The following is a 24,588-nucleotide window of genomic DNA, read 5'->3' as shown; positions in this document are numbered from 1 at the left end:
CGGCAGTCTTTTTGCGAGGGGCTGCCCCCGGCTCGCCGGATCGTTTCTCCCCTGAGGGGGAAGCGGTCACAGGTGGCGCGGTGCCACGAGCGCCGCGCCTTATGCGCAATACCCAAGACGAAAACGGTAGACAAGCATGAATCTCCACGAATATCAGGGTAAGCAGCTGTTCGCTGAGTACGGCCTGCCCGTATCCAAGGGCTTCGCCGTCGACACACCCGAAGAGGCCGCAGAAGCCTGTGAAAAGATCGGTGGTACCGAGTGGGTCGTTAAGGCCCAGGTACATGCCGGTGGCCGCGGTAAAGCGGGCGGTGTGAAGCTGGTCAAGAGCAAAGAGGACGCCAAGGCGTTCGCCGCCAACTGGCTGGGCAAGCGTCTGGTGACCTACCAGACTGACGCCAACGGCCAGCCGGTCAGCAAGATCCTGGTGGAATCCTGCACCGACATCGACAAGGAGCTGTACCTCGGCGCCGTTGTCGACCGTTCCAGCCGTCGCATCGTCTTCATGGCCTCCACCGAAGGTGGCGTGGACATCGAGAAGGTCGCTCACGACACTCCCGAGAAGATTCTCAAGGCTACCATCGACCCGCTGGTCGGCGCCCAGCCCTACCAGGGCCGCGAGCTGGCCTTCCAGCTGGGCCTGAAAGGCGACCAGATCAAGCAGTTCACCCACATCTTCGTCGGCCTGGCCAAGCTGTTCCAGGACTACGACCTGGCACTGCTGGAAGTGAACCCGCTGGTGATCAAGAAAGACGGCAACCTGCACTGCCTGGACGCCAAGATCAACATCGACTCCAACGCCATGTACCGTCAGCCCAAGCTGCGCGCCATGCACGACCCGTCCCAGGACGACGCCCGTGAAGCCCATGCGCAGAAGTGGGAACTGAACTACGTCGCGCTGGAAGGCAACATCGGCTGCATGGTCAACGGCGCCGGCCTGGCCATGGGCACCATGGACATCGTCAACCTCCACGGCGGCAAGCCGGCCAACTTCCTCGACGTTGGCGGCGGTGCGACCAAGGAGCGCGTGACCGAAGCGTTCAAGATCATCCTCTCCGACAGCAACGTCGCTGCCGTTCTGGTGAACATCTTCGGCGGCATCGTGCGTTGCGACATGATCGCCGAAGGCATCATCGGCGCAGTGAAAGAAGTCGGCGTGAAAATCCCGGTTGTCGTCCGCCTGGAAGGCAACAACGCCGATCTCGGCGCCAAGGTCCTGGCCGAAAGCGGTCTGAACATCATCGCGGCGACCAGCCTGACCGACGCTGCCCAGCAAGTCGTCAAGGCCGCGGAGGGTAAGTAATGAGCGTCCTGATCAATAAAGACACCAAAGTCATCTGCCAGGGCTTCACCGGCTCGCAGGGCACCTTCCACTCCGAACAGGCCATCGCCTACGGCACCAAGATGGTTGGCGGCGTGACCCCCGGCAAGGGCGGCACCACCCACCTGGGCCTGCCGGTGTTCAACACCGTCAAGGAAGCCGTGGAAGCCACCGGCGCTGACGCATCGGTCATCTACGTTCCGGCTCCGTTCTGCAAGGACTCGATCCTGGAAGCTGCCTTCGGCGGCATCAAGCTGATCGTCTGCATCACCGAAGGCATCCCGACCATCGACATGCTGGAAGCCAAGGTCAAGTGCGACGAGCTGGGCGTACGCCTGATCGGCCCGAACTGCCCGGGCGTGATCACTCCCGGCGAGTGCAAGATCGGCATCATGCCGGGTCACATCCACCTGCCGGGCAAGGTAGGCATCGTGTCGCGTTCCGGCACCCTGACCTACGAAGCCGTGAAGCAGACCACCGACGCCGGCTTCGGCCAGTCCACCTGCGTGGGCATCGGCGGTGACCCGATCCCGGGCTCCAACTTCATCGACATCCTGAAGCTGTTCCAGGAAGACCCGAAAACCGAAGCCATCGTCATGATCGGCGAGATCGGTGGTTCGGCCGAAGAAGAAGCGGCTGCCTACATCAAGGCCAACGTGACCAAGCCGGTGGTGTCCTACATCGCCGGTGTTACCGCACCGCCCGGCAAGCGCATGGGCCACGCGGGCGCCATCATCTCCGGTGGCAAGGGCACTGCGGACGAGAAGTTCGCCGCCCTGCAGGACGCTGGTGTGAAAACCGTGCGTTCCCTGGCCGACATCGGCAAGGCCCTGGCCGAGCTGACCGGCTGGACGGTCAAGTAAGCGTTTCGCTTACCGACCGTCAGCAACGCAGGGGCCACCTTCGGGTGGCCTCTGCCGTTGTAGTCCCGCCCCGGGAGTGTCGCTCAGGCGACACTCCTGTTCATTCCGCGGACGACCTGACGGGTGTCAGTGCAGTTCGTCGGAATGCTTCGTTAGGCTAGCAACTATCTGAAGCGTTGCGTTCCCCACAAGGGAAGGCTCGCTCACCGTCATCTCCTACCCCGAGTGACGGCGATTCCTGACCGTCACGGATGGCGCGTCACCAGCATGCAGGAGCAGCCGGGCCACGAGCCCATGGAAAACCTCTGCTATCGGACTTCCAAGAACAAATCTCCGTACCGATGACAGCAGCATCACAGGATGCGCAGGCTCGCCCCCGGTGAGTCGGCCGATCCCGTTCGATGCGGCTTTGTCACGTCCGTACGGTCGTTGCGTCTTGGCGGACCACGAAACCGTTTCAGCACTGTGGTATTTCCCTTCATGAACGTTTTGAAAGGCCAGGACATCCTGGCGCTTGGTTTTATGACTTTTGCCCTGTTCGTCGGGGCCGGCAACATCATCTTCCCGCCCATCGTCGGCCTGCAGTCCGGACCGCACGTGTGGATGGCGGCGCTGGGCTTCCTGATCACCGCGGTCGGTCTGCCGGTGATCACCGTGGTCGCGCTGGCCAAGGTCGGCGGGGCGATGGACACCCTCAGCCACCCCATCGGCCGTGTCGCCGGCGGACTGCTCGCAGCCGTCTGCTACCTGTCGGTCGGCCCGCTGTTCGCCACCCCGCGCACCGCCACCGTGTCCTTCGAAGTGGGCCTGGCGCCGCTGGTCGGGGAGGGCGCATTGCCGCTGTTCCTCTACAGCCTGGTGTACTTCCTGGTGGTGCTGGTGATCTCGCTGTACCCGGGCAAGCTGCTCGATACCGTCGGCCGCTTCCTCGCGCCGCTGAAGATCATCGCCCTGGCGATCCTTGGCACTGCCGCCTTCATGCTGCCCGCCGGCCCCATCGGCACCGCGGAGCCGGCCTATGAGGCTGCGGCGTTCTCCCAGGGCTTCGTCAATGGCTACCTGACCATGGACACCCTCGGCGCGCTGGTCTTCGGCATCGTCATCGTCAACGCGATCCGTTCCCGGGGCGTGCAGTCGCCGCGCCTGATCACCCGCTATGCCATCGTCGCCGGGCTGATCGCCGGGGTGGGCCTGGCGCTGGTCTACATCAGCCTGTTCCGCCTGGGCGCCGGCAGCCACGACATCGCCGCCGGGGCCAGCAACGGCGCCGCCGTCCTGCATGCCTACGTGCAGCACACCTTCGGCTCGCCGGGCAGCGCCTTCCTCGCCGTGCTGATCGCGCTGGCCTGCCTGGTCACCGCCGTCGGCCTGACCTGCGCCTGCGCCGAGTACTTCTGCCGCATCGTGCCGCTGTCCTACCGCAGCCTGGTGATCATCCTCGCGGCGTTCTCGCTGCTGGTGTCGAACCTGGGCCTGACCAAGCTGATCCAGTTCTCCATCCCGGTGCTGACCGCCATCTACCCGCCGTGCATCGTGCTGGTGGCGCTGAGCTTCTGCGCCAGCCTGTGGCGTTCGCAGACCCGCATCGTCGCCCCGGTGATGGCGATCTCCTTCGTCTTCGGCCTCATCGACGCTCTCAAGGGGACCGTACTGGGCGCCTGGATGCCGGACTGGATGGCGCACCTGCCGCTGGCCGAACAGGGCCTCGCCTGGCTGATCCCGTCGGTGGCCACGCTGGCGGTGATGGCGGTGGTCGACCGCCTGCTGGGCAAGCCGCAGGAAGCGATGGCCTGACCCCAGCCGCGCAAACGAAGAAAGGCCGCCCACAAGGCGGCCTTTTTCATGCTCGGTCGCGGCTCCTGCGGAAAGTCATTCGACCGTGTCTTTCTCCGCGCATCTGGCGTCTATCCGCCGCGTATTCCCACAATTTCGCATCGACCCGCGCAAGGACAAGCATGACCGACGTCGTCGACCTGTTCGATATCCAGTACCTGTGGAACCTGTTCGCCATCCTCTGGTTCCTCGTCTGCTGGATCGGCTACACCCGCTACGCCAAGGCCAAGGCCCGCGATACCGCCTGCCTGGCCAGCGTGCTGCACCTCTACCGCCAGGACTGGATGCGGCGCCTGCTGCTGCGTGACAACCGCGTGGCGGACGCCAGCGTGATCGGCAACCTGGAGCGCAATGCCTCGTTCTTCGCCTCCAGCACCCTGATCATCCTCGCCGGCATCCTGACCCTGCTGGGGTCCGCCGAGCGCACGATCTCGGTGCTCGCCGACCTGCCGTTCGTGACCTCGCCGAGCCGTGGCCTGTCGGAGCTGAAGCTGCTCTGCCTGGCGGTGGTCTTCGTGTACGCCTTCTTCACCTTCAGCTGGTGCATGCGCCAGTACAACTTCGCCGCGGTGCTGGTGGGTTCCGCGCCGATGGTGGGGGAACGCAGCGTGGGCGAGCAGGAGCGCAAGCTGTTCGCCGAGCGCGCGGCGCGGGTGGTGTCGCTGGCGGCGCACCAGTTCAACCAGGGCCTGCGTTCCTATTACTTCGGACTGGCGATGCTGGCCTGGTTCATCAATCCGCTGATCTTCGCGCTGGTGACCGCCGGCGTGGTGGGGGTGCTGTATCAGCGCGAATTCCATTCCCGCGTGCTGCATGTGATGGTCTACACGCCGACACCGCAGGCGGACGCGCCGCGCGAGATCGACGACATCCCGGCCTGAGCCGGCGCCGGATGCGACAAGGCCCGCGAAAGCGGGCCTTGTGCTGTACAGCGCGAGAAGCGGCTTACTGCTGCTTCTGCTCTTCGCCGGCAGGCTCCTGCGGCGCGGTGGCGGGGGCCGCCGGAGTAGCCGGAGCGGCTTCAGGTGCCGGCGGAGTCGTCGGCGCCGGGGTGGCCGGCTGCTCGGTAGCGGCGGGCGCGGCCGGCGCTTTGGGCTCTTCTTTCTTATCGCAGGCGGCAAGGCCGAGACCGGCGATCAGCATCAGAGCGAGGGGAAGGGTTTTTTTCATGTGGAGCCTCCATGTGCGGCTTTCCTAGTGTTAGCCCTTTGAGCGAGCGTCTCTCGCAGAAGTTCAATGAATATTCGTACAGCGTAGTAGCTCATCACTGTAGGTGTAGCTTTGTGCGGGGTATGATGCGGGCCCGTGCAGTCATCCAGTGCCCGCTCCCATGAGTGAAAACCCCATCCTTGAGCGCGCCGAGCGCTTTCTCTCGGCGCTGCGCCACTGCCAGTTGCTGGGCATCTGCGCGCACGCCGCCGACGCCTCTGGACTGACGCTGCGCCTGCCGTACAGCCAGGCCATCGTCGGCAATCCGGAAACCGGCGTGATCCACGGCGGCGCGATCACCACGCTGATGGACACCACCTGCGGCATCTCCACCGTCTGCGTGCTGCCGCAGTTCGAGATCTGCCCGACCCTGGACCTGCGCATCGACTACATGCACCCGGCCGAGCCCGGCAAGGATGTGTTCGGTTTCGCCGAGTGCTACCGCGTCACGCCGAACATCATCTTCACCCGTGGCATCGCCTACCAGGACGATCCCTCCGAGCCCATCGCCCATGTGGTCGGCACCTTCATGCGCATGGGCAAGGCGGTCTCCGCCGGCGGCGTGAAGCGCAGCGTCGACGGGGAGGCCGGCGCATGAGCACCCCGAGCATCGAGCAACTGGTGCGTGCAGCCCACGAGAGCAAGAACTACGACGGGCTGATCGACTCGATCCCCTACGCCCGGCTGATCGGCATCCGCTGCCTGCGCCTGGGCGACGACGCGGTGTTCCACCTGCCGGCCAACCCCGACAACATCGGCAACCCGACCCTGCCGGCGCTGCATGGCGGGGTGGTCGCCGGCTTCATGGAGCACGCGGCGCTGCTGCACCTGCTGATGTTCATGGGCATTCCGCACATGCCCAAGATCATCGACTTCTCCATCGACTACCTGCGCGCCGGGCATTTCCGCGATACCTACGCGCAGTGCCAGGTCTGGCGCCAGGGACGGCGGGTGGCCAACGTGGCGATCACCGCCTGGCAGACCACCCGCGCCGAGCCCATCGCCACCGCGCGGGCGCACTTCAAGGTCGACGGTGCCTGAATGGACACGCTGCTGATCCTGCTCGGCCTGCTGCTGATCCTCGCCGGCTATGTCTGGCTGATCAGCCAGGCGTTCAGCCGCAGCCTGTTCTGGGGGATCTCCAGCCTGGTGCCGCCGCTGGCGCTGGCGTTCGTCCTGCGCCACTGGCTGCGCGCGCGCCGCGCCGTGTCGCTGATCGGGCTGGGCTGCATTCCACTGGTGGTCGGCCTGACGCTGCTGGCCACCCACGACAGCGCGCGCCTGGAGGCGATCCTGCGCCTCGACTGGCTGCGCTCCGAGCCGGTCGCCAGGCCGGAGCTGGCGATCCAGTTGCGCGGCGAGCTGAACGGCAAGCCGTTCGCACCCGAGCAGGCCGAGCTGATCGACGGGGTGCTGAGCCTGCGCGAAGGGCAGGACTTCTACGCGCACCGCGAAGTGCAGATTCGCCTGCCCGCGCCGGTCCAGGGACCGCTGCGGCTGAACGTGCTGCCTGACGATCCGGGTCAGCTGCCGACCATCGAGATCAGCTGGCTGGCGCCCGGCCAGGACCTGCCCGAGGCGGTCCGCCTGACGCGCGGCTACAGCCTGCACCTGGACCTCCAGCCGGAGGCGCCCAACCGCATGATCGGGGCCTTCCACCTGGTGCTCCCGGCGCAGATGCGGACCACCCTGAGCGGCCAGGTCGAGCTGTACACCGATCGCCTGCGCTATCGCGACGGGCAGGTCGACACCCGCTTCGACTCCCGCGACACCCTGGTCTACGTGGTGCGCGACTACCTGCAGCGGCGCTTCGCCCGGCGCGATGTCGAGCTGACTGCGCTGCCCAGGCTGGACACCCTGCGCCCGAGGTTGGAGGTCACGGCGGACTTCAGCGTCGCCGGCGAGCCGCAGACGCTGCCGCTCACCCTGATCCGGAGCGAGACCCACGGCTGGAGCGTCAGGGGCGACAAATACCCGCGCCTGGCCGACAACCCGCCGCCGGCACCGGCGCTGCCATCGACGCAGCCCGTCGACGCGGCAGCGGGCCAGCCATTGGCAGCGCCGGAAAACGGGGTGATCCCGCTGCAGCGCCTGCAGGCCGCGCCCGAGCGTTTCGCCAATCGCGGCATGCGGGTGCAGACCGAGCGCGGGCGCACGGCCGAAGGGATTTTCGTCGGCCTGGACGCCAACGGCCGCCTGGTCATTCGCCACAGCCTGAGCGGCGCGGGGGAGGCCAGCTACATCCTGCGTCCCAGCGAAGTGATCAGCATCGAATTGCTCTCGCGCTGAGTCTTCGGGGCAACCCCTTGAATTCGTTCAGGAAGCCCCCATCTCGCTGACATCGGCCGCATGACGCGGCATTTGTCATCCTCGGAGCGAGAAACAATGAGCGCGGAGACTCAAAAAGAAACACTGGGCTTCCAGACCGAAGTGAAGCAGCTGCTTCACCTGATGATCCATTCCCTGTATTCGAACAAGGAAATCTTCCTTCGCGAACTGATTTCCAACGCCTCCGACGCCGCCGACAAGCTGCGCTTCGAGGCCCTGGCCAAGCCCGAACTGCTCGAAGGCGGCGCCGAGCTGAAGATCCGCGTCAGCTTCGACAAGGACGCCAGGACCGTCACCCTGGAAGACAACGGCATCGGCATGAGCCGCGAGGACGTCATCGCGCACCTCGGCACCATCGCCAAGTCCGGTACCGCCGACTTCCTGAAGAACCTTTCGGGCGACCAGAAGAAGGATTCCCACCTGATCGGCCAGTTCGGCGTGGGCTTCTACAGCGCCTTCATCGTCGCCGACAAGGTCGACGTGTTCAGCCGCCGCGCCGGCGCGCCGGCCAGCGAGGGCGTGCACTGGTCGTCGAAGGGCGAGGGCGAGTTCGAAGTCGCCATCGTCGAGAAGGCTGGCCGCGGCACCCGCATCGTCCTGCACCTGAAGGACGGCGAAGAGGAATTCGCCGATGGCTGGCGCCTGCGCAACATCGTCAAGAAATACTCCGACCACATCGCCCTGCCCATCGAACTGCCCAAGGAACACCACGGTGAGGAGGCCGACAAGCCGGCCGAAGCCGAGTGGGAAGTGGTCAACCGCGCCAGCGCCCTGTGGACCCGTCCGCGCACCGAGGTGAAGGACGAGGAATACCAGGAGTTCTACAAGCACATCGCCCACGATTTCGAGGACCCGCTGACCTGGAGCCACAACAAGGTCGAGGGCAAGCTCGAATACACCTCGCTGCTCTACGTCCCGGCCCGCGCGCCGTTCGACCTGTACCACCGCGAGGCCCCGCGCGGCCTGAAGCTGTACGTGCAGCGCGTGTTCATCATGGACCAGGCCGACCAGTTCCTGCCGCTGTACCTGCGCTTCATCAAGGGCGTGGTGGACTCCAACGACCTGTCGCTGAACGTCTCCCGCGAAATCCTGCAGTCCGGCCCCATCGTCGACTCGATGAAGTCGGCGCTGACCAAGCGTTCCCTGGACATGCTGGAAAAGCTGGCGGGCAACGACGCCGAAGCCTACAAGGGCTTCTGGAAGAACTTCGGCCAGGTGCTGAAGGAAGGTCCGGCCGAGGACTTCGCCAACAAGGACAAGATCGCCGGTCTGCTGCGCTTCTCCTCCACCGGCGACGACAGCGGCGAGCAGAGCGTTTCCCTGGCCGACTACATCGGCCGGATGAAGGAAGGCCAGGACAAGCTCTACTACCTCACCGGCGAGAGCTTCGCCCAGGTGAAGAACAGCCCGCACCTGGAAGTCTTCCGCAAGAAAGGCATCGAAGTGCTGCTGCTCACCGACCGCATCGACGAGTGGCTGATGAGCTACCTGCCGGAGTTCGACGGCAAGCAGTTCGTCGATGTCGCCCGTGGCGACCTGGACCTGGGCAGCCTGGACTCGGAAGAGGACAAGAAGGCCCAGGAAGAAGTCGCCAAGGCCAAAGAGGGCCTGGCCGAGCGCCTGAAGGCCGCGCTGGGCGATGAAGTCGCCGAGGTGCGCGTGTCGCATCGCCTGACCGACTCGCCGGCGATCCTCGCCATCGGCGAACAGGACCTGGGCCTGCAGATGCGCCAGATCCTCGAAGCCAGCGGGCAGAAGGTGCCGGACTCCAAGCCGATCTTCGAATTCAACCCGGCCCACCCGCTGATCGAGAAGCTGGATGCCGAGCCCGACGAAGACCGCTTCGGCGAGCTGACGCACATCCTCTTCGACCAGGCCGCGCTGGCGGCCGGCGACAGCCTGAAGGACCCGGCGGCCTATGTGCGCCGCCTGAACAAACTGCTGGTGGAGCTTTCCGCCTAAGCCCTGTCAGGGCTGGAGCAAACGCCACGATTTCAGTGCTGAAATCGTGGCGTTTTTCATTGGGCTGGCATGTGCACATCCCAGTGCAAGGACAAGCCGATGCCAACCATCGACGGCTCGGCAAGCTGATTCGGCGCGGACAAGGGCTTCCGTGCCCCAAGGGAGAATGGAATGACGCACGCTGTCGGGAGAACCACGGGCGCCTTCGAAGGCTTCGATCCTGAAGGCTTCTGGGACGAAGGCGACTATTCGGCCAGCCATTACACCGAGCCGGCGCCCAGTGACGAGCTGATTGCGCAGATCGAGGCGGAGTGCGGCTACCGGTTGCCAGATGCCTATGTGGAGCTGGCGCGCCTGCGCAATGGAGGCGGTGTCGAGCGTTGCTGCTACCCGATGAGTGAGCCGACGTGCTGGGCCGAGGACCACATCGCGATTACCGGCATCTATGCCATCGGACGCACGGCGACCTACTCGCTGTGTGGTGATCTCGGGTCGGCTTTCATGCGCGCCGAGTGGGGCTATCCCGATATCGGGATCGGTATCGCCAACACGCCCAGCGCCGGACACGAGATGATCATGCTCGACTACCGCCAGTGCGGGCCGCAGGGCGAGCCACGGGTGGTGCATGTCGACCAGGAGGCCGACTACGCGATCACCGAGGTCGCACCGGACTTCGCGACCTTCATCCGCGGGCTGGTCAGCGAGGACGAGTTCAACGACGACGCCGAAACCTTCGAGGCCGACCTCGCCACGGTGCAGCGCGGCACGCTGTCGCCCATCCTGCGCCGCGCCCTGGATGCAGCGGCAGCCGAACTGCCCGATGGCGAACGCCACATCCGCCGCCTGGCCGAGCGAATCGTGCGCGCCAAGGGCTTCTTCGCCCTGCATGCCGACGCGGATTCTCATCGGATGTACGACGCGATGTTCTGGCTGTTCTCCCAGCTCAAGACCGCCGAGTCGTACGAAGACTTCCACGACTGCTCCAGTGAGCAGAGCGACTACCGGCGTCCCTGCTACACGCTGATGCTGACCACCCGCTACGTGGCCGATCCCTACGGCTTCTGCACCGGCGGCTATGCCCCTGGCTTCCTGAGTGACTGGTGGGAAGCGCGGCTCGCCGCTGGCAGCATTGTGCACAGCGATGGCGGCTACCGCTTCGCTGCGGACTATGCGGCTGAGTTGGTTCGTACCCTGCTGGCGGTCGACGATCCGTCAGGACAGCTCAGCCATAGCGGAGAGTAGGGATGCCCCCACAGCAGAAATTCGACTGGAAAGCCCTTGAGGACGCCGCCGTGGACCATGTGGTGAGCGCGGTGCGGCGGATCCGTGAAACCTGTCCGGATGAAACCATCTACGGCGCGATGTTCCATGAGTTCTATGGCGATGGCTCGGTCCTCTACTGGCCGATGCTGACGGTCGGCACCGAGCAGGCCCTGGCCCGGATGGCAGCGGACTATGGCGATGACGGCGAGGACCTGCGCTGGTCCGGCCCGGACCTGAGCCAGTACGCCGAGGACCACGGTTTCGAGCCGGGTGAAGCACAGGATCAATGGGCGACGCAGTGCGCCGAATTCGCCCATGCCACGGCCGAGGGCAGCTTCAGCGCCTGGGAAGTGGTCTATGAGCGCTTCCTGCACTGTTTTCCCCGAGCGGCCAAGCGCGCTCGCGCCCAGTTGCTCAAGGACGGCCTGGTCGACAAGCACTTCATCGCCGTGGCCACGGACGAATCCGGCGACCTGATCCCTCTCAGTCTCACCCGTGCGCAGCTGCTGCGACACTTCCCGATGTACGACGAGGCTGAGCGCGAACGGGCCCGTATCGCGGCCTTGCCGTTGGCAGAGCAGGTTGCCGAACTGGTGCCGCACGCCGTGCGCGCCGCTCCAGCTGGCCCGCTGCTCGGGGAGTACGACGCGCTCGTCCGCGCACTGGGCGAGGTCGCCGTGCCGGCGCTGCTCGACGTCGTCGCCGGGCGCAGTGCCGGTGACGTATGGCAGGCGTGCATGCTGCTGGCCGAGATCAACCACTCGACGCCCGACGTCATCAGCGCGCTGGAAACCACCATGGGTAATGCGGCGGGTAACGAAAGCGAGCGCGCCTGGGCCGCGTCGGCACTGGCACGGCTCGACCGCATGGACCTGATTGCAGCGCACCTGAGCGAGTTGCCTGCCGACGTGGCAGCGCGTGGACTCAGTGCTCCCTATCGCTCCTTCCGAGACCGTGGCAAGCACCGTCCGCTCGACTACCGCCCGCTCGAAGCGGTGCTGGCGCAGTACCCGGATATCGAGCCCGCTGTCGCTGAGGCGCTCGCGCCGGGCTGTGGCTTCTGCACCCTGGACGCCAGCGAAGTGGCGGCGGCCCGGGAGGGCCTGAACTCGAAGTGGGCCTTTATCCGTGAACATGCCCGCGATGTGCTGGAAGAGTTCAAGCAGCAGTGATGCTCGGCCTTCCGCACGTACAAGCCATACGACCTCAACACACTCGGGAAGAGTCATCATGAGAATCCAGGCCGTCTACCTGAGCGTGGATGACGCCACGCTCAAGCGCCTCAGCGAAGCACCTGCCGAAGAGCTGCTCGATGCGGTGGAGGAACTTGAAGAAGCGGGCTGCCCGCGGGTTGGGCTGGACAAGATGTGGGATGGCCTGCACTTCCTGCTCAGCGGTGTGTCCGCCAGCTCGCCAATCGAAGGCAACCCGCTGAGCGAGGCGGTGGTCGGCGTGCAGGTCTTCGACTGCGAAGACTTCATCGCCTGCACAGGGCGCGATGAACTACCGGCCATCATCGCTGCGCTCGATGCTGTGTCGATCGATGAAGCGCTGGCCACCGTCGATTTCGCCAGGCTCCGCAAGGCCAAACTCTATCCGAAGATCTGGACGGACGATCCGGCGCAGCTCAAGGCTGAACTGGGCGACGCCTTCCGGGAACTGCGCGACTTCTATCAGGTCTGCGCCAGTACACAGCGGCACGTGCTGGTCAGCATCTGCTGATGGTGCGCCTCCCGCCCTGAATGGAACACCTGTCGAACCCCGAGTATGCTTCCCCGGCATTAATCAGAGGACTACCCCAATGAGTCAGATCAGTGTGCAACCCGTGGCCTACAGCGTCGATGGCCAGGCTTTCGAAGGCCAGCTGGTGCTCGATGCGTCCACCACCGCGCCGCGCCCCGGCCTGCTGATGGCGCCGAACTGGATGGGCGTCAGCCAGGGTGCCCTGGACATCGCCCGCCAGGTCGCCGAGCGCGGCTATGTGGTGCTGGTGGCCGACCTCTACGGCAAGGACGTGCGGCCCAACGGCCCGGAGCAGGCCGGTGCCGCTATGATGCCGCTGAAGAACGACCGCGCGCTGCTGCGCAAGCGCATGCAGGCCTCGCTCAAGGCGCTGCTGGAACAGTCCGCCAAGGCGCCGCTGGATGCCGCCAAGGTAGCCACCTTCGGCTTCTGCTTCGGCGGCTGCTGCGCCCTGGAGCTGGCCCGCGACGGCGCGGCGCTGGCGGCGGCGGTGTCCTTCCACGGCACCCTGGACACGCCGAATCCGGCCGATGCGAAGAACATCAAGGGCTCGGTGCTGGTGCTCGACGGCGCCATCGACCCGCTGGTGCCGCGCGAGCAGCTCGGCGCCTTCGCCAAGGAAATGACCGACGCCAACGTCGACTGGGCGCTGACCAGCTACGGCGGCGCCGCGCATTCCTTCACCGACCCGCACGCCCAGGTGCCGGGCACCATGCAGTACGACGCCAAGGTGTCGCGCCGGGCGTTCGCCGCGATGTTCGACCTGTTGGACGAACGCTTCGGCGGCTGATGCCCCGCGTGAATGAAAACGCCGCGCCCCCATTGGGGCGCGGCGTTTTTGTCTGCTTTTCGTAGGAGCGAGCTTGCTCGCGAACGACCTCCGCTACGAGGCTGGATTCGCGAGCAAGCTCGCTCCTACAACAATCCTTGCAGATCGTTCATCCCCGGCCCTTGCTCAGGGTGCGCCGGCCGGGCGCTGCGCCACGCGTTCGTCGGCGCGATAGCCGCGGGCGCCGAACCAGGCGATGTACAGGTAGCACAGCAGCGGGATGGCGAAGGAGTGCAGCAGTCCGATGCGGTCGGCGAAGAACGCCTGGATCAGCGGCATCACCGCGCCGCCGACGATCGCCATGCAGAGCAGCCCCGAGCCCTTGCTGGTCAGGTTGCCCAACCCTTCCAGGGCGAGGGAGAAGATGGTCGGGAACATGATCGAGTTGAACAGGCCGATGAGGATCAGCGCCCACATCGCCACATGCCCGCCGACGCCCAGGGCCACGGCGATCAGCAGGGTGTTGAGCAGGGCGTTGCAGGCCAGCATGCGGTTGGCCGGGATGGCGCGCATCAGCACGCTGCCGATGAAGCGGCCGATCATCGCGCCGCCCCAGTACAGCGACAGGTACCTGCCGGCGTGCTCGGCGGGCAGGCCGGCGATCTCCGGCTGGCCCATCAGGCTGACCAGGTAGCTGCCGATCGACACCTCGGCGCCCACGTAGGTGAAGATGCCGATCACGCCGTAGATCAGGTGGCGGTGGGCGAACAGCGAATGGCGCCCGGCCGCGGCGCCGTCGCTGGGCTCGCCGTGGTGGATCTTCGGCAGGCGGAACAGGGCGATCAGCACGGCGATGGCGAACAGCAGCCCGGCGAGCACCAGGTAGGGCGTCTGCACCGAACCCGCCTCGCTGGCGGCGGAGCCGCCGATCTGCGAGGCGGCGCCGGCGCCGATGGCGAGGATGGTCACCGAGCCCACCAGGGGCCCGACCGTGGTGCCCAGGGAGTTGAAGGCCTGGGTCAGGTTGAGGCGGCTGGCGGCGGTTTCCGGCCGGCCGAGGATGTTCACGTAGGGGTTGGCCGCCACCTGCAGCAGGGTGATGCCGGAGGCGAGGATGAACAGCGCGGCGAGGAAGAACGGATAGGACTGCGCCCCCGCCGCCGGGTAGAACAGCAGGCAGCCGACCCCGGCGGTGGCCAGGCCGACGATGATCCCGCTCTTGTAGCCGACCCGCTCCACCAGCCGCCCGGAGGGGAAGGACATGACGAAGTAGGCGGTGAAGAAGCAGAACTGGATCAGCGAGGCTTCCACGTAGGAGAGCGTGAACACCGCCTTGAGGTGCGGCACGAGGATGTCGTTCAGCGAGGTGATCAGGCCCCACATGAAGAACAGCAGGGTGAGCACCGTCAGGGCGCTGGTGTGGCGGTTGGCGTGCGGTTGGTCCATCGCGGACTCCTGTGGCCGGGGAGGGGCCGCGCTCAGCGCGGCAGTTCGATGCGTTCGCGCTCGCCCGGCACCGTCGGCCAGTCGCGGGCGGACCAGCGGGCGCGGGCGCTGTCGATCAGCGCCGGGTCGCTGGCGACGAAGTTCCAGCTCATCCGCCGGGGGCCGTCCAGCGGCGCGCCGCCGATGATCACCGCGTGGCAGTCGGTGCAGGCGGAGAGGGTGAAGGTGGCGCCCGCGGGCAGCACCAGCAGTTCGTGCGCAGCCACCGCTTCGTCGTCGAGCAGGGCTTCGCCCGCGATCAGGTACAGCGCGCGTTCCGGGTGTTCGTCGGGAATCGCCAGGGTGGCGCCGGCGGCGAGTTTCAGCTCGGCGTAGAGGGTCGGCGAGCGCACCGGCACCGGCGATTCGAGGCAGAAGCCGGCGCCCGCGATCATGCGGATGCGCACGCCCAGGGCCTCGCTTTCCGGCAGGCTGGCGGCGCGGTGGTGGCTGTAGCCGGGTTCGCAGCCTTCCTGCTCCCGCGGCAATGCCAGCCACACCTGCAGCCCGTGCAGGCGCGAGCCCTCCTGGCGCAGCGTCTGCGGGGTGCGCTCGACGTGGGCGACGCCGCGCCCGGCGGTCATCCAGCTGACGTCGCCGGCCTCCACGAGCTGGTCGGAACCGAGGCTGTCCTTGTGCTGCACCTGGCCTTCGAACAGGTAGGTGAGGGTGGACAGGCCGATATGCGGGTGCTGGCGGATGTCCATGCCGTGCTCGGGGGCGAAGGTGTTTTCGAGCATGTGATCGAAGAACACGAAGGGGCCGACGCTGCGGCATTGCGCGGACGGCAGCGGGCGGAGAATGGGCACGCCCTCGACGTCTTCGGTGCGCGGGCGGATGGTCAGCAGGGCGTCGCTCATGGCGGTATCCAACAGGTCTGTTCTGGGCATGATAGCCGCTCGCGGCCGCCCGGACCCGATTCGCGCGGGGCAGTGGCGCCCTGTGCCGGATCGCCGGCAGGCGGAAAAGACCCTCGCCGTCGAGTGAATCACCTTGTGCGAAAAGCCTGGCTGCATGCCGGGCTTTTCTTTCTTCCGCGAAAAGAGGCGGATTTCATCCTTCGGATTGGCAGGCGGGACACAGTTTGTTACTTTGCCTGCACGATAGTGCCAACTTAGAGCGTGCAAGCAGAATCGACAGGGGTATTCCGAGCGCCCGCAAGCGCTCCAGCAGGCGAGTTACTGCGTGATGGTCCGGCAGGAGCCGGGCGGTCAGCAGCCGAGAGACGAATAAAAACAGCACTGGCCGCAAGGGCCGGGCAATAAATCTTGGCCGTCAAGGAGGTAATGCTGTCTATGAACAGTCAGATGGGGGGACGTTCGTCCATTTTCTGGGCGCCCCGGCGAGCGGGCATCGTGATGGGGCTTCTGCCGCTGCTGGTCGCGGGGTCGGCGCAGGCCCTGGAGTTCAAGCTGGCCGACAACGAGATCACCGGCTCCCTGGACAGCACCCTGTCCTATGGTGCGATGTGGCGCGTGCAGGGGCGCGACAAGGACAACATTTCGGACATCAACGCCGACGACGGCAACCGCAACTTCGACACCGGACTGGTTTCCGAGGTGTTCAAGCTCACCTCGGAGCTGTCGGCGCAGTACCAGAACTACGGCCTGTTCATGCGGGGTACCGCGTACTACGACACGCAGATCATGGACAAGCGCAACGACTACTACGACACCACCAATGGCGTGGTGCGGCCCAGCCAGTCGTTCCCCAATGACGATCACTTCACCGACGACACCCGGCACATCGCCGGCCGCAAGGCCGAGTTGCTGGACGCCTACCTGTCCGGCAACTGGGACATCGCCGAACACCCGCTCACCGGCCGCGTCGGCCGCCAGGTGCTGAACTGGGGCGAGGGCGTGTTCTACCGGGGCGGGGTCAACACCATCAACCCGGTGGACGCCGCGCGCTTCCACCTGCCGGGCTCGGAACTCAAGGAAGTGCTGGTGCCGGTGGAGGCGCTGAGCTTCAACTTCGGCCTGACCGACGACCTGTCGATGGAGGCCTACTATCAGTGGAAGTGGAAGGAAACCCGCCTGGACTCGGTGGGCACCTACTTCTCCGACACCGACCTGTTCAGCGACGGCGGCAACACCGCCTACACCACCGAAACCGATCCGCTGATCAAGCAACTGCTGGCCGGCTACCCGACCGTGGCCTCCCTCGGCCTGGTGGGCAATGGCCCGCACGGCCCGAACGCCTTCCTCGACCCGAACACCGGCACCTTCAAGGTCGCCAACATCGGCAAGGACCTGGATGCCCGCGACGATGGCCAGTTCGGCGTGGCTTTCCGCTACATCGCCGAGGAACTGAACTCCACCGAGTTCGGCTTCTACTTCGTCAACTACCACGCCAAGGAGCCGCAGATCGCCGTCGACCTGCGCGGCTACCAGGGTGTCGACGTGGACACGCTGAACGCGCTGCTCGGGCCGCTGGGCCTGGGCGAGGCCGTGCCGGGCCTGGCGACGCTGGACATGGCCAGCAACGCCGAGGCGCGCCGCGACTATGTGGAAGACATCCGCATGTACGGCTTCAGCTTCAACACCACCCTGGGCGATGCCTCGGTGTCCGGCGAGATCGCCTACCGGCCGAACATGCCGATCAGCATCTCCGCCACCGACGACCTCCTCGGCGACCTGCTGACCCAGGGCGTGCTCGGCCAGACCAACCTGTTCGACGCCAACGTCCCCGCCGACCAGGCCTGCGCGCCGGTGGCCGGCAAGCAGCTGTGCCGCGGCAGCCTGTTCGAGAACTACGAGCGCGCCGAGACCTACAACATCTCGCTGTCGACCATCTACAACTTCGGCCCGCACCTGTCCTTCGACTCCATGACCGGCGTGGCGGAGATCGCCTCCCAGCACATCCGCGGCAGCAGCCTGAAGTACACCGCCTGGGACGGCAGCGAGCGCAAGTTCGTCGGCGCCCAGGACAAGGCCTACGTCGGCGGCAACGACGACGACGTGCAGATCAGCCGCGACAGCTACGGCTACACGCTGCTGCTCACCGGCAGCTGGAACGATGTCTACGCTGGGGTGAAGCTGTCGCCCTACGTGGTCTACCAGGACGACTTCAGCGGCAACTCCGATCGCACCGGCAACTTCATCGAGGGACGCAAGGCCTACACCCTCGGCATCGACGCCAGCTACCTGAACACCTTCGAGGTCGGCACCCAGTACACCAGCTACTACGGCGCCGGCTCCAGCAACTCCATGCGTGACCGGGACAACGTCTCGGTCACCGCGAAATACTCGTTCTGATCCGGAGAGAACCATGTACAAGAAGAGTTCCCTGATCGTCCTTGCGGCCATTGCGGCCCTGACCGTCACCGATGGGCGTGCGGCGGTGACGGCTGACCAGGCGGCCAAGCTCAAGAGCAGTCTCACCCCGATGGGCGCGGAGAAGGCCGGCAACGCCGCCGGCAGCATCCCGGCCTGGACCGGCGGCCTGACTTCCGCGCCGGCCGGCTACAAGGGGCCGGGCTCGCACCACGTCGATCCGTTCGCCGGGGAGAAGCCGCAGTTCACCATCACCAAGGCCAACCTGGAGCAGTACAAGGCCAACCTCACGCCGGGGCAGATCGCGCTGTTCAACTCCTACCCGGACAGCTTCCAGATGCCGGTCTACCCGACCCACCGCAGCGGCTCGGCGCCGCAGTGGATCTACGACAACATCTTCAAGAACGCCACCAGCGCCAAGCTGGTGGAGGGCGGCAACGGCTTCTCCGACGCCTACGGCGGCGTGCCGTTCCCCATCCCGCAGAGCGGCGTGGAAGCGGTGTGGAACCACATCGCCCGCTATCGCGGCCACTACATCGTGCGGCGCTCCTCCCAGGCCGGCGTGCAGCGCAACGGCGCCTATGCGCTGGTGACGTCCCAGGACGAGGCGCTGTTCCGCTTCTACGATCCCCAGGGCAGCTACGACAAGCTGGGCAACACGCTGTTCTACTACATGACCTTCACCACCGCGCCGGCGCGCCTGGCCGGTAACGGCGCGCTGGTGCAGGAGACCCTCGACCAGGTCAGGGAGCCGCGCCAGGCCTGGGGCTACAACCCCGGCCAGCGCCGCGTGCGGCGTGCGCCCACGCTGGCCTACGACACCCCGATCGAAGACTCCGACGGCCTGCGCACCGCCGACGACACCGACATGTACAACGGCGCGCCGGACCGCTACGACTGGACCCTGGTGGGCAAGAAGGAAATCTACATTCCCTACAACAACTACCAGGTCACCAGCCCGGAGGTTAAGTACAAGGACCTGCTCACCCCCGGCCACATCAATCCCAAGTACACCCGCTACGAGCTGCACCGGGTCTGGGTGGTGGACGGCAAGCTCAAGCCCGGCGCGCGGCACATCTACTCGCGGCGCACCCTCTACCTCGACGAGGACAGCTGGGGCGCCGCCGTGGTGGACCAGTACGACGGCCGCGGCGAGCTGTGGCGCGTGTCCCAGGCCTACCTGAAGAGCTTCTACGAGCAGCCGATGGTGTGGACGGCGCTGGACACCTTCCACGACCTCCAGGCCCATCGCTACAGCATCCAGTGGCTGGACAACGAGGAGTCCGGCACCGCCGACTTCAGCCAGCCGGCCCCGGACGACGCCAACTTCAGCCCCTCGGCGCTGCGCCGCAAGGCCTCGCGCTAAGCCCGGAAACGACAAAGGCCCCGCAAGGGGCCTTTTGTTTTCCGGTTATCGCGCTGGAGGTGGGCGGTTTTCGTAGGAGCGGGCTCCGTCCGCGATTTCCCAGGCCAGGATGGACGGGCTTTCGCCCGTGATCGCGGAGAAGCTCCGCTCCTACAAAAGCGGCGCCGCGCCATCCGGTCACTGTAGGAGCGGACCTTGTCCGCGAATCGCGCGATGCAATGCCGGATCAGTCCCCGCGATACTCGCAACCGCTGGTGCAGGTCTCGTGCACGCGCACCTTGGACAGTTCCGGCAGCAGCGGCTTGAGCTGTTGCCAGATCCAGCGGCAGAGGTTTTCGCTGGTGGGGTTTTCCAGCCCCGGGATCTCGTTCAGGTAGTTGTGGTCGAGCTGGTCGTAGATCGGCTTGAAGATCTGCTTGATCTCGGCGAAGTCGCGAATCCAGCCGGTATACGGGTCGACCTCGCCCTCGATGTAGATGGCGGCCCGGAACGAGTGGCCATGCAGGCGGCCGCACTGGTGCCCGGCGGGGACATGGGGCAGGCGGTGGGCGGCTTCGAATGTAAATTCCTTGAACAATTCCACGGTGGTGCGCTCTAGGACATCGCCGGCCCCGGAGAGGGGCCGGCCGGAAAATGGGTGCGTAGTTTATCACCATCGCCCGGGCGGGGCCGGCCGTTCCGGCCAGTGGCTCACTTGATCGCCAGGCGTCGCGCCAGGCGGTTGAGGTTGGCCCGGTCCAGTCCCAGTTCGCGGGCGACCGCCGCCCAGTTGCCGTCGTGACGCTCCAGGCTGTGGCTGATCATGTGGCGCTGGAAGGCATCGACCGCCGGGCGCAGCTCGCCTTCGAAACCGGCTTCAGGGGCGTCGTCCGCATTGGCGGCGGCGCCGGCGCCTGTGGCCGGGTGTTGGCGCTGCTCCAGGCCGAGATCGCCCAGGCCCAGGCTGAGGATGCGCGAGCGCTGCGGGTGGTTCGCCAGGGCCTTGAGCGAGGCGCGCCCGATCAGGTGTTCCAGCTCGCGCACATTGCCCGGCCAGCTGTAGTCGAGCAGCGCGGCCTGGGCCTCGCGGGCCAGGCGCAGGCTGCGCAGGCCCAGGCGCGGGCGGTTTTCTTCGAGGAAGTAGCCGGCCAGCAGCAGGACGTCGTTGCCGCGCTCGCGCAGCGGCGGCACCCGCAGCGGGTAGACGCTCAGGCGGTGGTAGAGGTCGGCGCGGAAGCGCCCGGCGCGCACCTCTTCGGCGAGGTCGCGGTTGGTGGCGGCGATCAGGCGCACGTCGACGCGGTGCTCGCGGTCCGAGCCGACCCGCTGCAGCTGGCCGCTCTGCAGCACGCGCAGCAGCTTGGCCTGGATCGCCAGCGGCAGCTCGCCGACCTCGTCGAGGAACAAGGTGCCGCCGTCGGCCAGCTCGAACTTGCCGCGCCGCTCGCCGACCGCGCCGGAGAAGGCGCCGCGCACGTGGCCGAACAGTTCGCTCTCCACCAGGGTTTCCGGCAGCGCTGCGCAGTTGAGGCTGATCAGCGGCTGCTCGCGGCGCAGCGAGTTGGCGTGGATCGACTGCGCCACCAGTTCCTTGCCGACGCCGGTCTCGCCGGTGATCAGCACGCTCAGGTCGCTGCCGGCCACCAGCTGGATTTCGTTCATCAGCGCCTGGTGCGCCTTGCTCTGGCCGATCAGCTCCCGCGGCTGGTCGCCGGAGGCGCGCTGGTAGGCGTCGGCGCGCTGCTGCTCGTGTTCGGCGCGCAGGGCGAGGTCGAGCATGCGCTGGCTGGCCTTCACCGTGGCGGCGGCGAGGCTGGCGAAGGCCTGCAGGTTGTCCAGGTCGCCGGTGGAGAAGCGCTCCGGGTCGAGGGCGTCGAGGGTCAGCAGGCCCCAGGGCTGCTCGTCGAGATACAGCGGGCAGCCCAGGCAGTCGTGTACCTCCAGGTGGCCGCTGAGGCCTTCCACCAGGCCGTCGTACGGGTCCGCCAGGCCGCAGTCGGCGGCGAAGTGGGTCGGCCCGGGGTGTTCGAGGAGGGCGCGCAGGCGCGGGTGTTCGGTGATCCTGAAACGGCGGCCGAGGGTGTCGGGGCTGAGTCCGTCGACGGCCAGCGGCACCAGTTGGTCGCCTTCCAGGCGCAGCAGGGCGGTGGCGTCGCAGGGCAGCAGCTGGCGCAGCGCTTCCAGCAGGCGCCGGTAGCGTTCGCTGTCGGGCAGCTCGCGGGAGAGATCGGCGACCAGGGGGAGCAGGGTGGCAAGCAAGGGGTTTTGGGTCATTTTGACCTCGTGAGTCATTATGACTAATGAGAACTCTGGTCATTATGACTTTTCGAGTTCAAAAAGTCCCGAAAATACAGGGCTGCAGGGTTGGCGCGCTTCTTGAATCACTCCTGACAGAAAGCACAGGCAGACCACTCTCTGCCTGGCTAACCCGAGGAGATACCATGCTGTCCAATGAACACCGTACCCTGGTCAAGGCCACGGTTCCGCTGCTGGAGACCGGCGGTGAGGCACTGACCCAGCACTTCTACAAGCTGATGCTGAACGAATATCCGGAGGTACGCCCGCTGTTCAACCAGGCTCACCAGGCCTCCGGCGACCAGCCGCGTGCCCTGGCCAACGGTGTCCTGATGTACGCGCGCCACATCGACGAGCTGGAGCAGCTCGGCCCGCTGGTGGCGAAGATCGTCAACAAGCACGTTGCCCTGCAGATCCAGCCGGAGCATTACCCGATCGTCGGCACCTGCCTGCTGCGCGCGATCCGAGAGGTGCTGGGCGAGGAAATCGCCACCCAGGCGGTGATCGATGCCTGGGCTGCGGCCTACGGCCAGCTGGCCGAAATCCTCATCGGCGCCGAGGAGTCGGTGTACCAGCAGAACGCCGAGCAGAACGGCGGCTGGCGCGGCGCGCGGCGCTTCCGCATTGCCCGCAAGGACGTCGAGAGCGAGGAGATCACCTCCTTCTACTTCCAGCCGGTGGACGGCGGCGCGCTGCTGGACTTCCAGCCCGGCCAGTACATCGGCCTGCGCCTGGAGCTGGACGGCGAGGAAGTGCGCCGCACCTATTCGCTCTCCGATACCCCCAACGGCCGCGAGTACCGCATCAGCGTGAAGCGCGAGGCGGAGGGCCGGGTGTCCAACCATCTGCACTACCAGATGCAGGTCGGCGACGAGCTCGACCTGTTCCCGCCGGCGGGCGACTTCGTCCTGCGCGAGGGTGACAAGCCGCTGGCGCTGATCACCGCCGGCGTGGGCATCACCCCGGCGCTGGCGATGCTCAAGCAGGCGCTGGGCCGTGGCCGCGAGGTGCATTTCATCCATTGCGCGCGCCACGGCGGCGTGCACGCCTTCCGCGACTGGATCGAGGCGCAGGCCGAGGCCCATCCGCAGCTGGCGCACTACTTCTGCTACAGCGAGCCGCGCGAGCAGGACGAGGTGCACGCCGAGGGCTTCCTCAGCCGCGACCTGCTGGCCGAGTGGCTGCCGGCCGACCGCGACCTGGATGCCTATTTCCTCGGGCCCAAGCCCTTCATGGCCCAGGTGAAGCGTCATCTGCGCGAGCTCGGCGTGCCCGAGCGGCAGTCCCACTATGAGTTCTTCGGCCCGGCCAGCGCGCTGGAGGCCTGAAGCTGAAATGCCCGGCCCGCCCGCGGGCCGGTTCAACCGAGGAGGTGTGTGATGGAAGGTCTTTTCGCTTGCCCCAGACGTAACCTGGCGATGTCGTCGACGCTGCTCTGCAGCGGGCTTGCGCTGTTGCTGGTGGGTATCGCCGGAGCCTACGTGGTCGACACCCTGCTGGCGTTGCCGGCGATCGTCGCGTCTCACGCACTCACCATCCTCGGACCTACACTGCTGAAGCTGGGCTATGTGCTGCGACTCATCGCCCAGCGTCAGATGCGCAAGGACGGCTGGGAGGAATGCTGTGTTGCTGGTTGATCGAAAAGCTCTGTTGGCCATTCCGCCGCTGTGGCGCCTGGGCTTCCGCCCATTCTTCCTCGGTGGCGCGCTGTTCGCGTTGATCGGCATCGCCGCCTGGGCGGCGGTGCTGTTGGGGGTACTGCCGGCATGGCAGCCGCTGGGCGGCTGGCTGGCCTGGCACCGTCATGAAATGCTCTTCGGCTTCGCCAGCGCCATCGTCGCCGGCTTCCTGCTGACCGCCGTGCAGACCTGGACCGGCCGGCCCGGCATCAGCGGGCGGCCGCTGATGATTCTCTCCGTGATCTGGCTGGCGGCGCGGCTCGGCTGGCTCGGCGGCGCGCCGCTGTGGCTGGTCGCGCCGCTGGAGCTAGCGTTCCTGCCGGCGCTGGCGTTCTTCGTCGGGCGCAGCCTGGTGCAGGTGCGGCAGGTGCGCAACTACCCGGTGATCGCGGTGCTGACCCTGCTGACCCTGGCCGATGTGCTGGTGATGCTGGGCATCCAGGCCGGCAACGAGGCGTGGCAGCGCAGCGGCGTACTGGCCGCGCTGTGGCTGGTGGCGGCGCTGATGGGGCTGATCGGCGGACGGGTCATTCCCTTCTTCACCCAGCGTGGCGTGGGCCGCACCGTGCAGGTGCCGGCCTGGCCCTGGCTGGATAACCTGCTGCTGGGCGGCACGATGCTGGTAGCCGTGCTGACGGCGGCCGGTTTCGGCCTGACGCCGCGGCCGCTGGTGGGCGTGCTGTTCGCGGTGCTCGCCGTGGGCCACCTGATCCGCCTGTGGCGCTGGCGCGACAAGGGGATCTGGAGCGTGCCGCTGCTCTGGTCGCTGCACCTGGCCTATCTGTGGATGATGCTGGCGCCGGCGGGCATGGCGGCGTGGAACTTCGGCGCGCCGATCGCCGTCAGCCTGCCGATCCATGCGCTCACCGTCGGTGGCGTGGGCGGCCTGATCCTGGCGATGATCGCCCGCGTCAGCCTCGGCCATACCGGTCGCGCGCTGCAGCCGCCGAAAGTCATGGCCCTGGCCTTCGCGCTGCTGAACCTGGGCGTGCTCTGCCGGGTGCTGCTGGTGGTGTGGCTGCCGCTGCCGGGCCTGAGCCTGGCGGCCGCCTGCTGGGTGGTGGCCTTCCTGCTGTTCGCCTGGCACTACGGGCCGATGTTCTGGCGTCCGCGGGTGGACGGGCAGCCGGGCTGATTTCCCTTCGCAGGAGCGAGCCTGCTCGCGAACCCGCCTGGCGCCGGCCCTGCCGGCGAATCGCGGACGGAGTCCGCTCCTGC

22 protein-coding genes are annotated in these 24,588 nt (G+C 66.7%); 17 read left to right on the top strand and 5 right to left on the bottom strand.

Annotated features, from left to right (window positions below; genetic code table 11):
• Positions 1 to 136: 136 nt before the first annotated feature.
• From sucC to AC3B6A_RS15805, 4 genes are all read left to right on the top strand, one after another.
• A complete protein-coding gene (sucC, locus tag AC3B6A_RS15820) occupies positions 137 to 1,303 on the top strand; it encodes an ADP-forming succinate--CoA ligase subunit beta (protein ID WP_488398154.1) in 1,167 nt (388 codons plus the stop codon).
• Entirely contained in the window at positions 1,303 to 2,184 is an 882-nt protein-coding gene (gene sucD, locus AC3B6A_RS15815) for a succinate--CoA ligase subunit alpha (protein ID WP_015477515.1), read from the top strand. Before sucC ends, sucD begins: the two co-directional genes overlap by 1 nt.
• A gap of 480 nt (positions 2,185 to 2,664) precedes the next feature.
• Positions 2,665 to 3,978 carry a branched-chain amino acid transport system II carrier protein gene (gene brnQ / locus AC3B6A_RS15810; RefSeq protein WP_488398153.1) on the top strand — a complete coding sequence of 438 codons (1,314 nt, stop codon included), beginning with the start codon at positions 2,665 to 2,667 and terminating at the stop codon, positions 3,976 to 3,978.
• A gap of 161 nt (positions 3,979 to 4,139) precedes the next feature.
• A complete protein-coding gene (locus tag AC3B6A_RS15805) occupies positions 4,140 to 4,898 on the top strand; it encodes a DUF599 domain-containing protein (protein ID WP_488398152.1) in 759 nt (252 codons plus the stop codon).
• A gap of 64 nt (positions 4,899 to 4,962) precedes the next feature.
• Here the strand turns inward: AC3B6A_RS15805 and AC3B6A_RS15800 are convergent, their stop codons facing one another.
• Positions 4,963 to 5,187, bottom strand: a complete 225-nt coding sequence (locus tag AC3B6A_RS15800; protein ID WP_488398151.1) for a hypothetical protein — start codon at positions 5,185 to 5,187, stop codon at positions 4,963 to 4,965.
• Between the two features lie 160 nt (positions 5,188 to 5,347).
• Between AC3B6A_RS15800 and AC3B6A_RS15795 the strand changes: the two genes are divergently transcribed.
• The 8 genes from AC3B6A_RS15795 to AC3B6A_RS15760 all read left to right on the top strand — a co-directional run bounded on the left by AC3B6A_RS15795 (position 5,348) and on the right by AC3B6A_RS15760 (position 13,312).
• A complete protein-coding gene (locus tag AC3B6A_RS15795; RefSeq protein WP_488398150.1) occupies positions 5,348 to 5,824 on the top strand; it encodes a PaaI family thioesterase in 477 nt (158 codons plus the stop codon).
• Complete coding sequence (locus AC3B6A_RS15790) at positions 5,821 to 6,267, top strand: PaaI family thioesterase (RefSeq protein WP_488398149.1); 447 nt, start codon at positions 5,821 to 5,823, stop codon at positions 6,265 to 6,267. The genes AC3B6A_RS15795 and AC3B6A_RS15790 overlap by 4 nt, the downstream gene beginning before the upstream one ends.
• The gene (locus AC3B6A_RS15785; RefSeq protein ID WP_488398148.1) at positions 6,268 to 7,515 is read left to right on the top strand and encodes an MFS transporter; all 1,248 of its coding nucleotides are present in this window, start codon (positions 6,268 to 6,270) and stop codon (positions 7,513 to 7,515) included.
• 96 nt (positions 7,516 to 7,611) lie between these two features.
• A complete protein-coding gene (gene htpG, locus AC3B6A_RS15780; protein WP_488398147.1) occupies positions 7,612 to 9,516 on the top strand; it encodes a molecular chaperone HtpG in 1,905 nt (634 codons plus the stop codon).
• Positions 9,517 to 9,687: 171 nt separating this feature from the next.
• Positions 9,688 to 10,758, top strand: a complete 1,071-nt coding sequence (locus AC3B6A_RS15775) for an SMI1/KNR4 family protein (RefSeq protein WP_488398146.1) — start codon at positions 9,688 to 9,690, stop codon at positions 10,756 to 10,758.
• 2 nt (positions 10,759 to 10,760) lie between these two features.
• Entirely contained in the window at positions 10,761 to 11,951 is a 1,191-nt protein-coding gene (locus tag AC3B6A_RS15770) for a DUF4303 domain-containing protein (RefSeq protein WP_488398145.1), read from the top strand.
• Positions 11,952 to 12,009: 58 nt separating this feature from the next.
• The gene (locus AC3B6A_RS15765) at positions 12,010 to 12,501 is read left to right on the top strand and encodes a YfbM family protein (RefSeq protein ID WP_488398144.1); all 492 of its coding nucleotides are present in this window, start codon (positions 12,010 to 12,012) and stop codon (positions 12,499 to 12,501) included.
• Positions 12,502 to 12,580: 79 nt separating this feature from the next.
• The gene (locus AC3B6A_RS15760; RefSeq protein WP_488398143.1) at positions 12,581 to 13,312 is read left to right on the top strand and encodes a dienelactone hydrolase family protein; all 732 of its coding nucleotides are present in this window, start codon (positions 12,581 to 12,583) and stop codon (positions 13,310 to 13,312) included.
• Between the two features lie 165 nt (positions 13,313 to 13,477).
• Here AC3B6A_RS15760 and AC3B6A_RS15755 read toward each other — a convergent pair whose 3' ends face one another.
• Entirely contained in the window at positions 13,478 to 14,737 is a 1,260-nt protein-coding gene (locus AC3B6A_RS15755) for a sugar MFS transporter (protein WP_488398142.1), read from the bottom strand.
• A 32-nt stretch (positions 14,738 to 14,769) separates the two neighbouring features.
• Positions 14,770 to 15,636 carry a pirin family protein gene (locus AC3B6A_RS15750; RefSeq protein WP_488398141.1) on the bottom strand — a complete coding sequence of 289 codons (867 nt, stop codon included), beginning with the start codon at positions 15,634 to 15,636 and terminating at the stop codon, positions 14,770 to 14,772.
• A 447-nt stretch (positions 15,637 to 16,083) separates the two neighbouring features.
• Between AC3B6A_RS15750 and AC3B6A_RS15745 the strand changes: the two genes are divergently transcribed.
• Both AC3B6A_RS15745 and AC3B6A_RS15740 read left to right on the top strand, forming a co-directional pair.
• Positions 16,084 to 18,033 (top strand): DUF1302 domain-containing protein, encoded by a 1,950-nt coding sequence (locus AC3B6A_RS15745; protein ID WP_488403614.1) that lies wholly within the window; start codon positions 16,084 to 16,086, stop codon positions 18,031 to 18,033.
• Between the two features lie 13 nt (positions 18,034 to 18,046).
• The gene (locus AC3B6A_RS15740) at positions 18,047 to 19,417 is read left to right on the top strand and encodes a DUF1329 domain-containing protein (protein ID WP_488398140.1); all 1,371 of its coding nucleotides are present in this window, start codon (positions 18,047 to 18,049) and stop codon (positions 19,415 to 19,417) included.
• 226 nt (positions 19,418 to 19,643) lie between these two features.
• Here AC3B6A_RS15740 and queD read toward each other — a convergent pair whose 3' ends face one another.
• Both queD and norR read right to left on the bottom strand, forming a co-directional pair.
• Entirely contained in the window at positions 19,644 to 20,000 is a 357-nt protein-coding gene (gene queD, locus AC3B6A_RS15735) for a 6-carboxytetrahydropterin synthase QueD (RefSeq protein ID WP_275611404.1), read from the bottom strand.
• A gap of 107 nt (positions 20,001 to 20,107) precedes the next feature.
• Positions 20,108 to 21,670, bottom strand: coding sequence for a nitric oxide reductase transcriptional regulator NorR (gene norR, locus AC3B6A_RS15730; protein ID WP_488398139.1), 1,563 nt, complete (start codon positions 21,668 to 21,670; stop codon positions 20,108 to 20,110).
• Between the two features lie 167 nt (positions 21,671 to 21,837).
• On the opposite strand from norR, the gene hmpA reads away from it, so the two are divergent.
• From hmpA to AC3B6A_RS15715, 3 genes are read left to right on the top strand one after another with little or no spacing between them, the layout of a single operon-like run.
• Positions 21,838 to 23,019 (top strand): NO-inducible flavohemoprotein, encoded by a 1,182-nt coding sequence (gene hmpA / locus AC3B6A_RS15725; protein WP_488398138.1) that lies wholly within the window; start codon positions 21,838 to 21,840, stop codon positions 23,017 to 23,019.
• Positions 23,020 to 23,070: 51 nt separating this feature from the next.
• Positions 23,071 to 23,328: a transmembrane sensor/regulator PpyR gene (locus AC3B6A_RS15720; protein WP_488398137.1), complete on the top strand. Its 258-nt coding sequence runs from the start codon at positions 23,071 to 23,073 to the stop codon at positions 23,326 to 23,328.
• Positions 23,315 to 24,505: an NnrS family protein gene (locus AC3B6A_RS15715; RefSeq protein ID WP_488398136.1), complete on the top strand. Its 1,191-nt coding sequence runs from the start codon at positions 23,315 to 23,317 to the stop codon at positions 24,503 to 24,505. The genes AC3B6A_RS15720 and AC3B6A_RS15715 overlap by 14 nt, the downstream gene beginning before the upstream one ends.
• The last annotated feature ends 83 nt before the right edge of the window (positions 24,506 to 24,588 follow it).

Source organism: Pseudomonas sp. B12(2026) (assembly GCF_057767015.1).
Note: the sequence above shows the minus strand (reverse complement) of the source record. Positions and strands in the feature narration are given on the sequence as shown.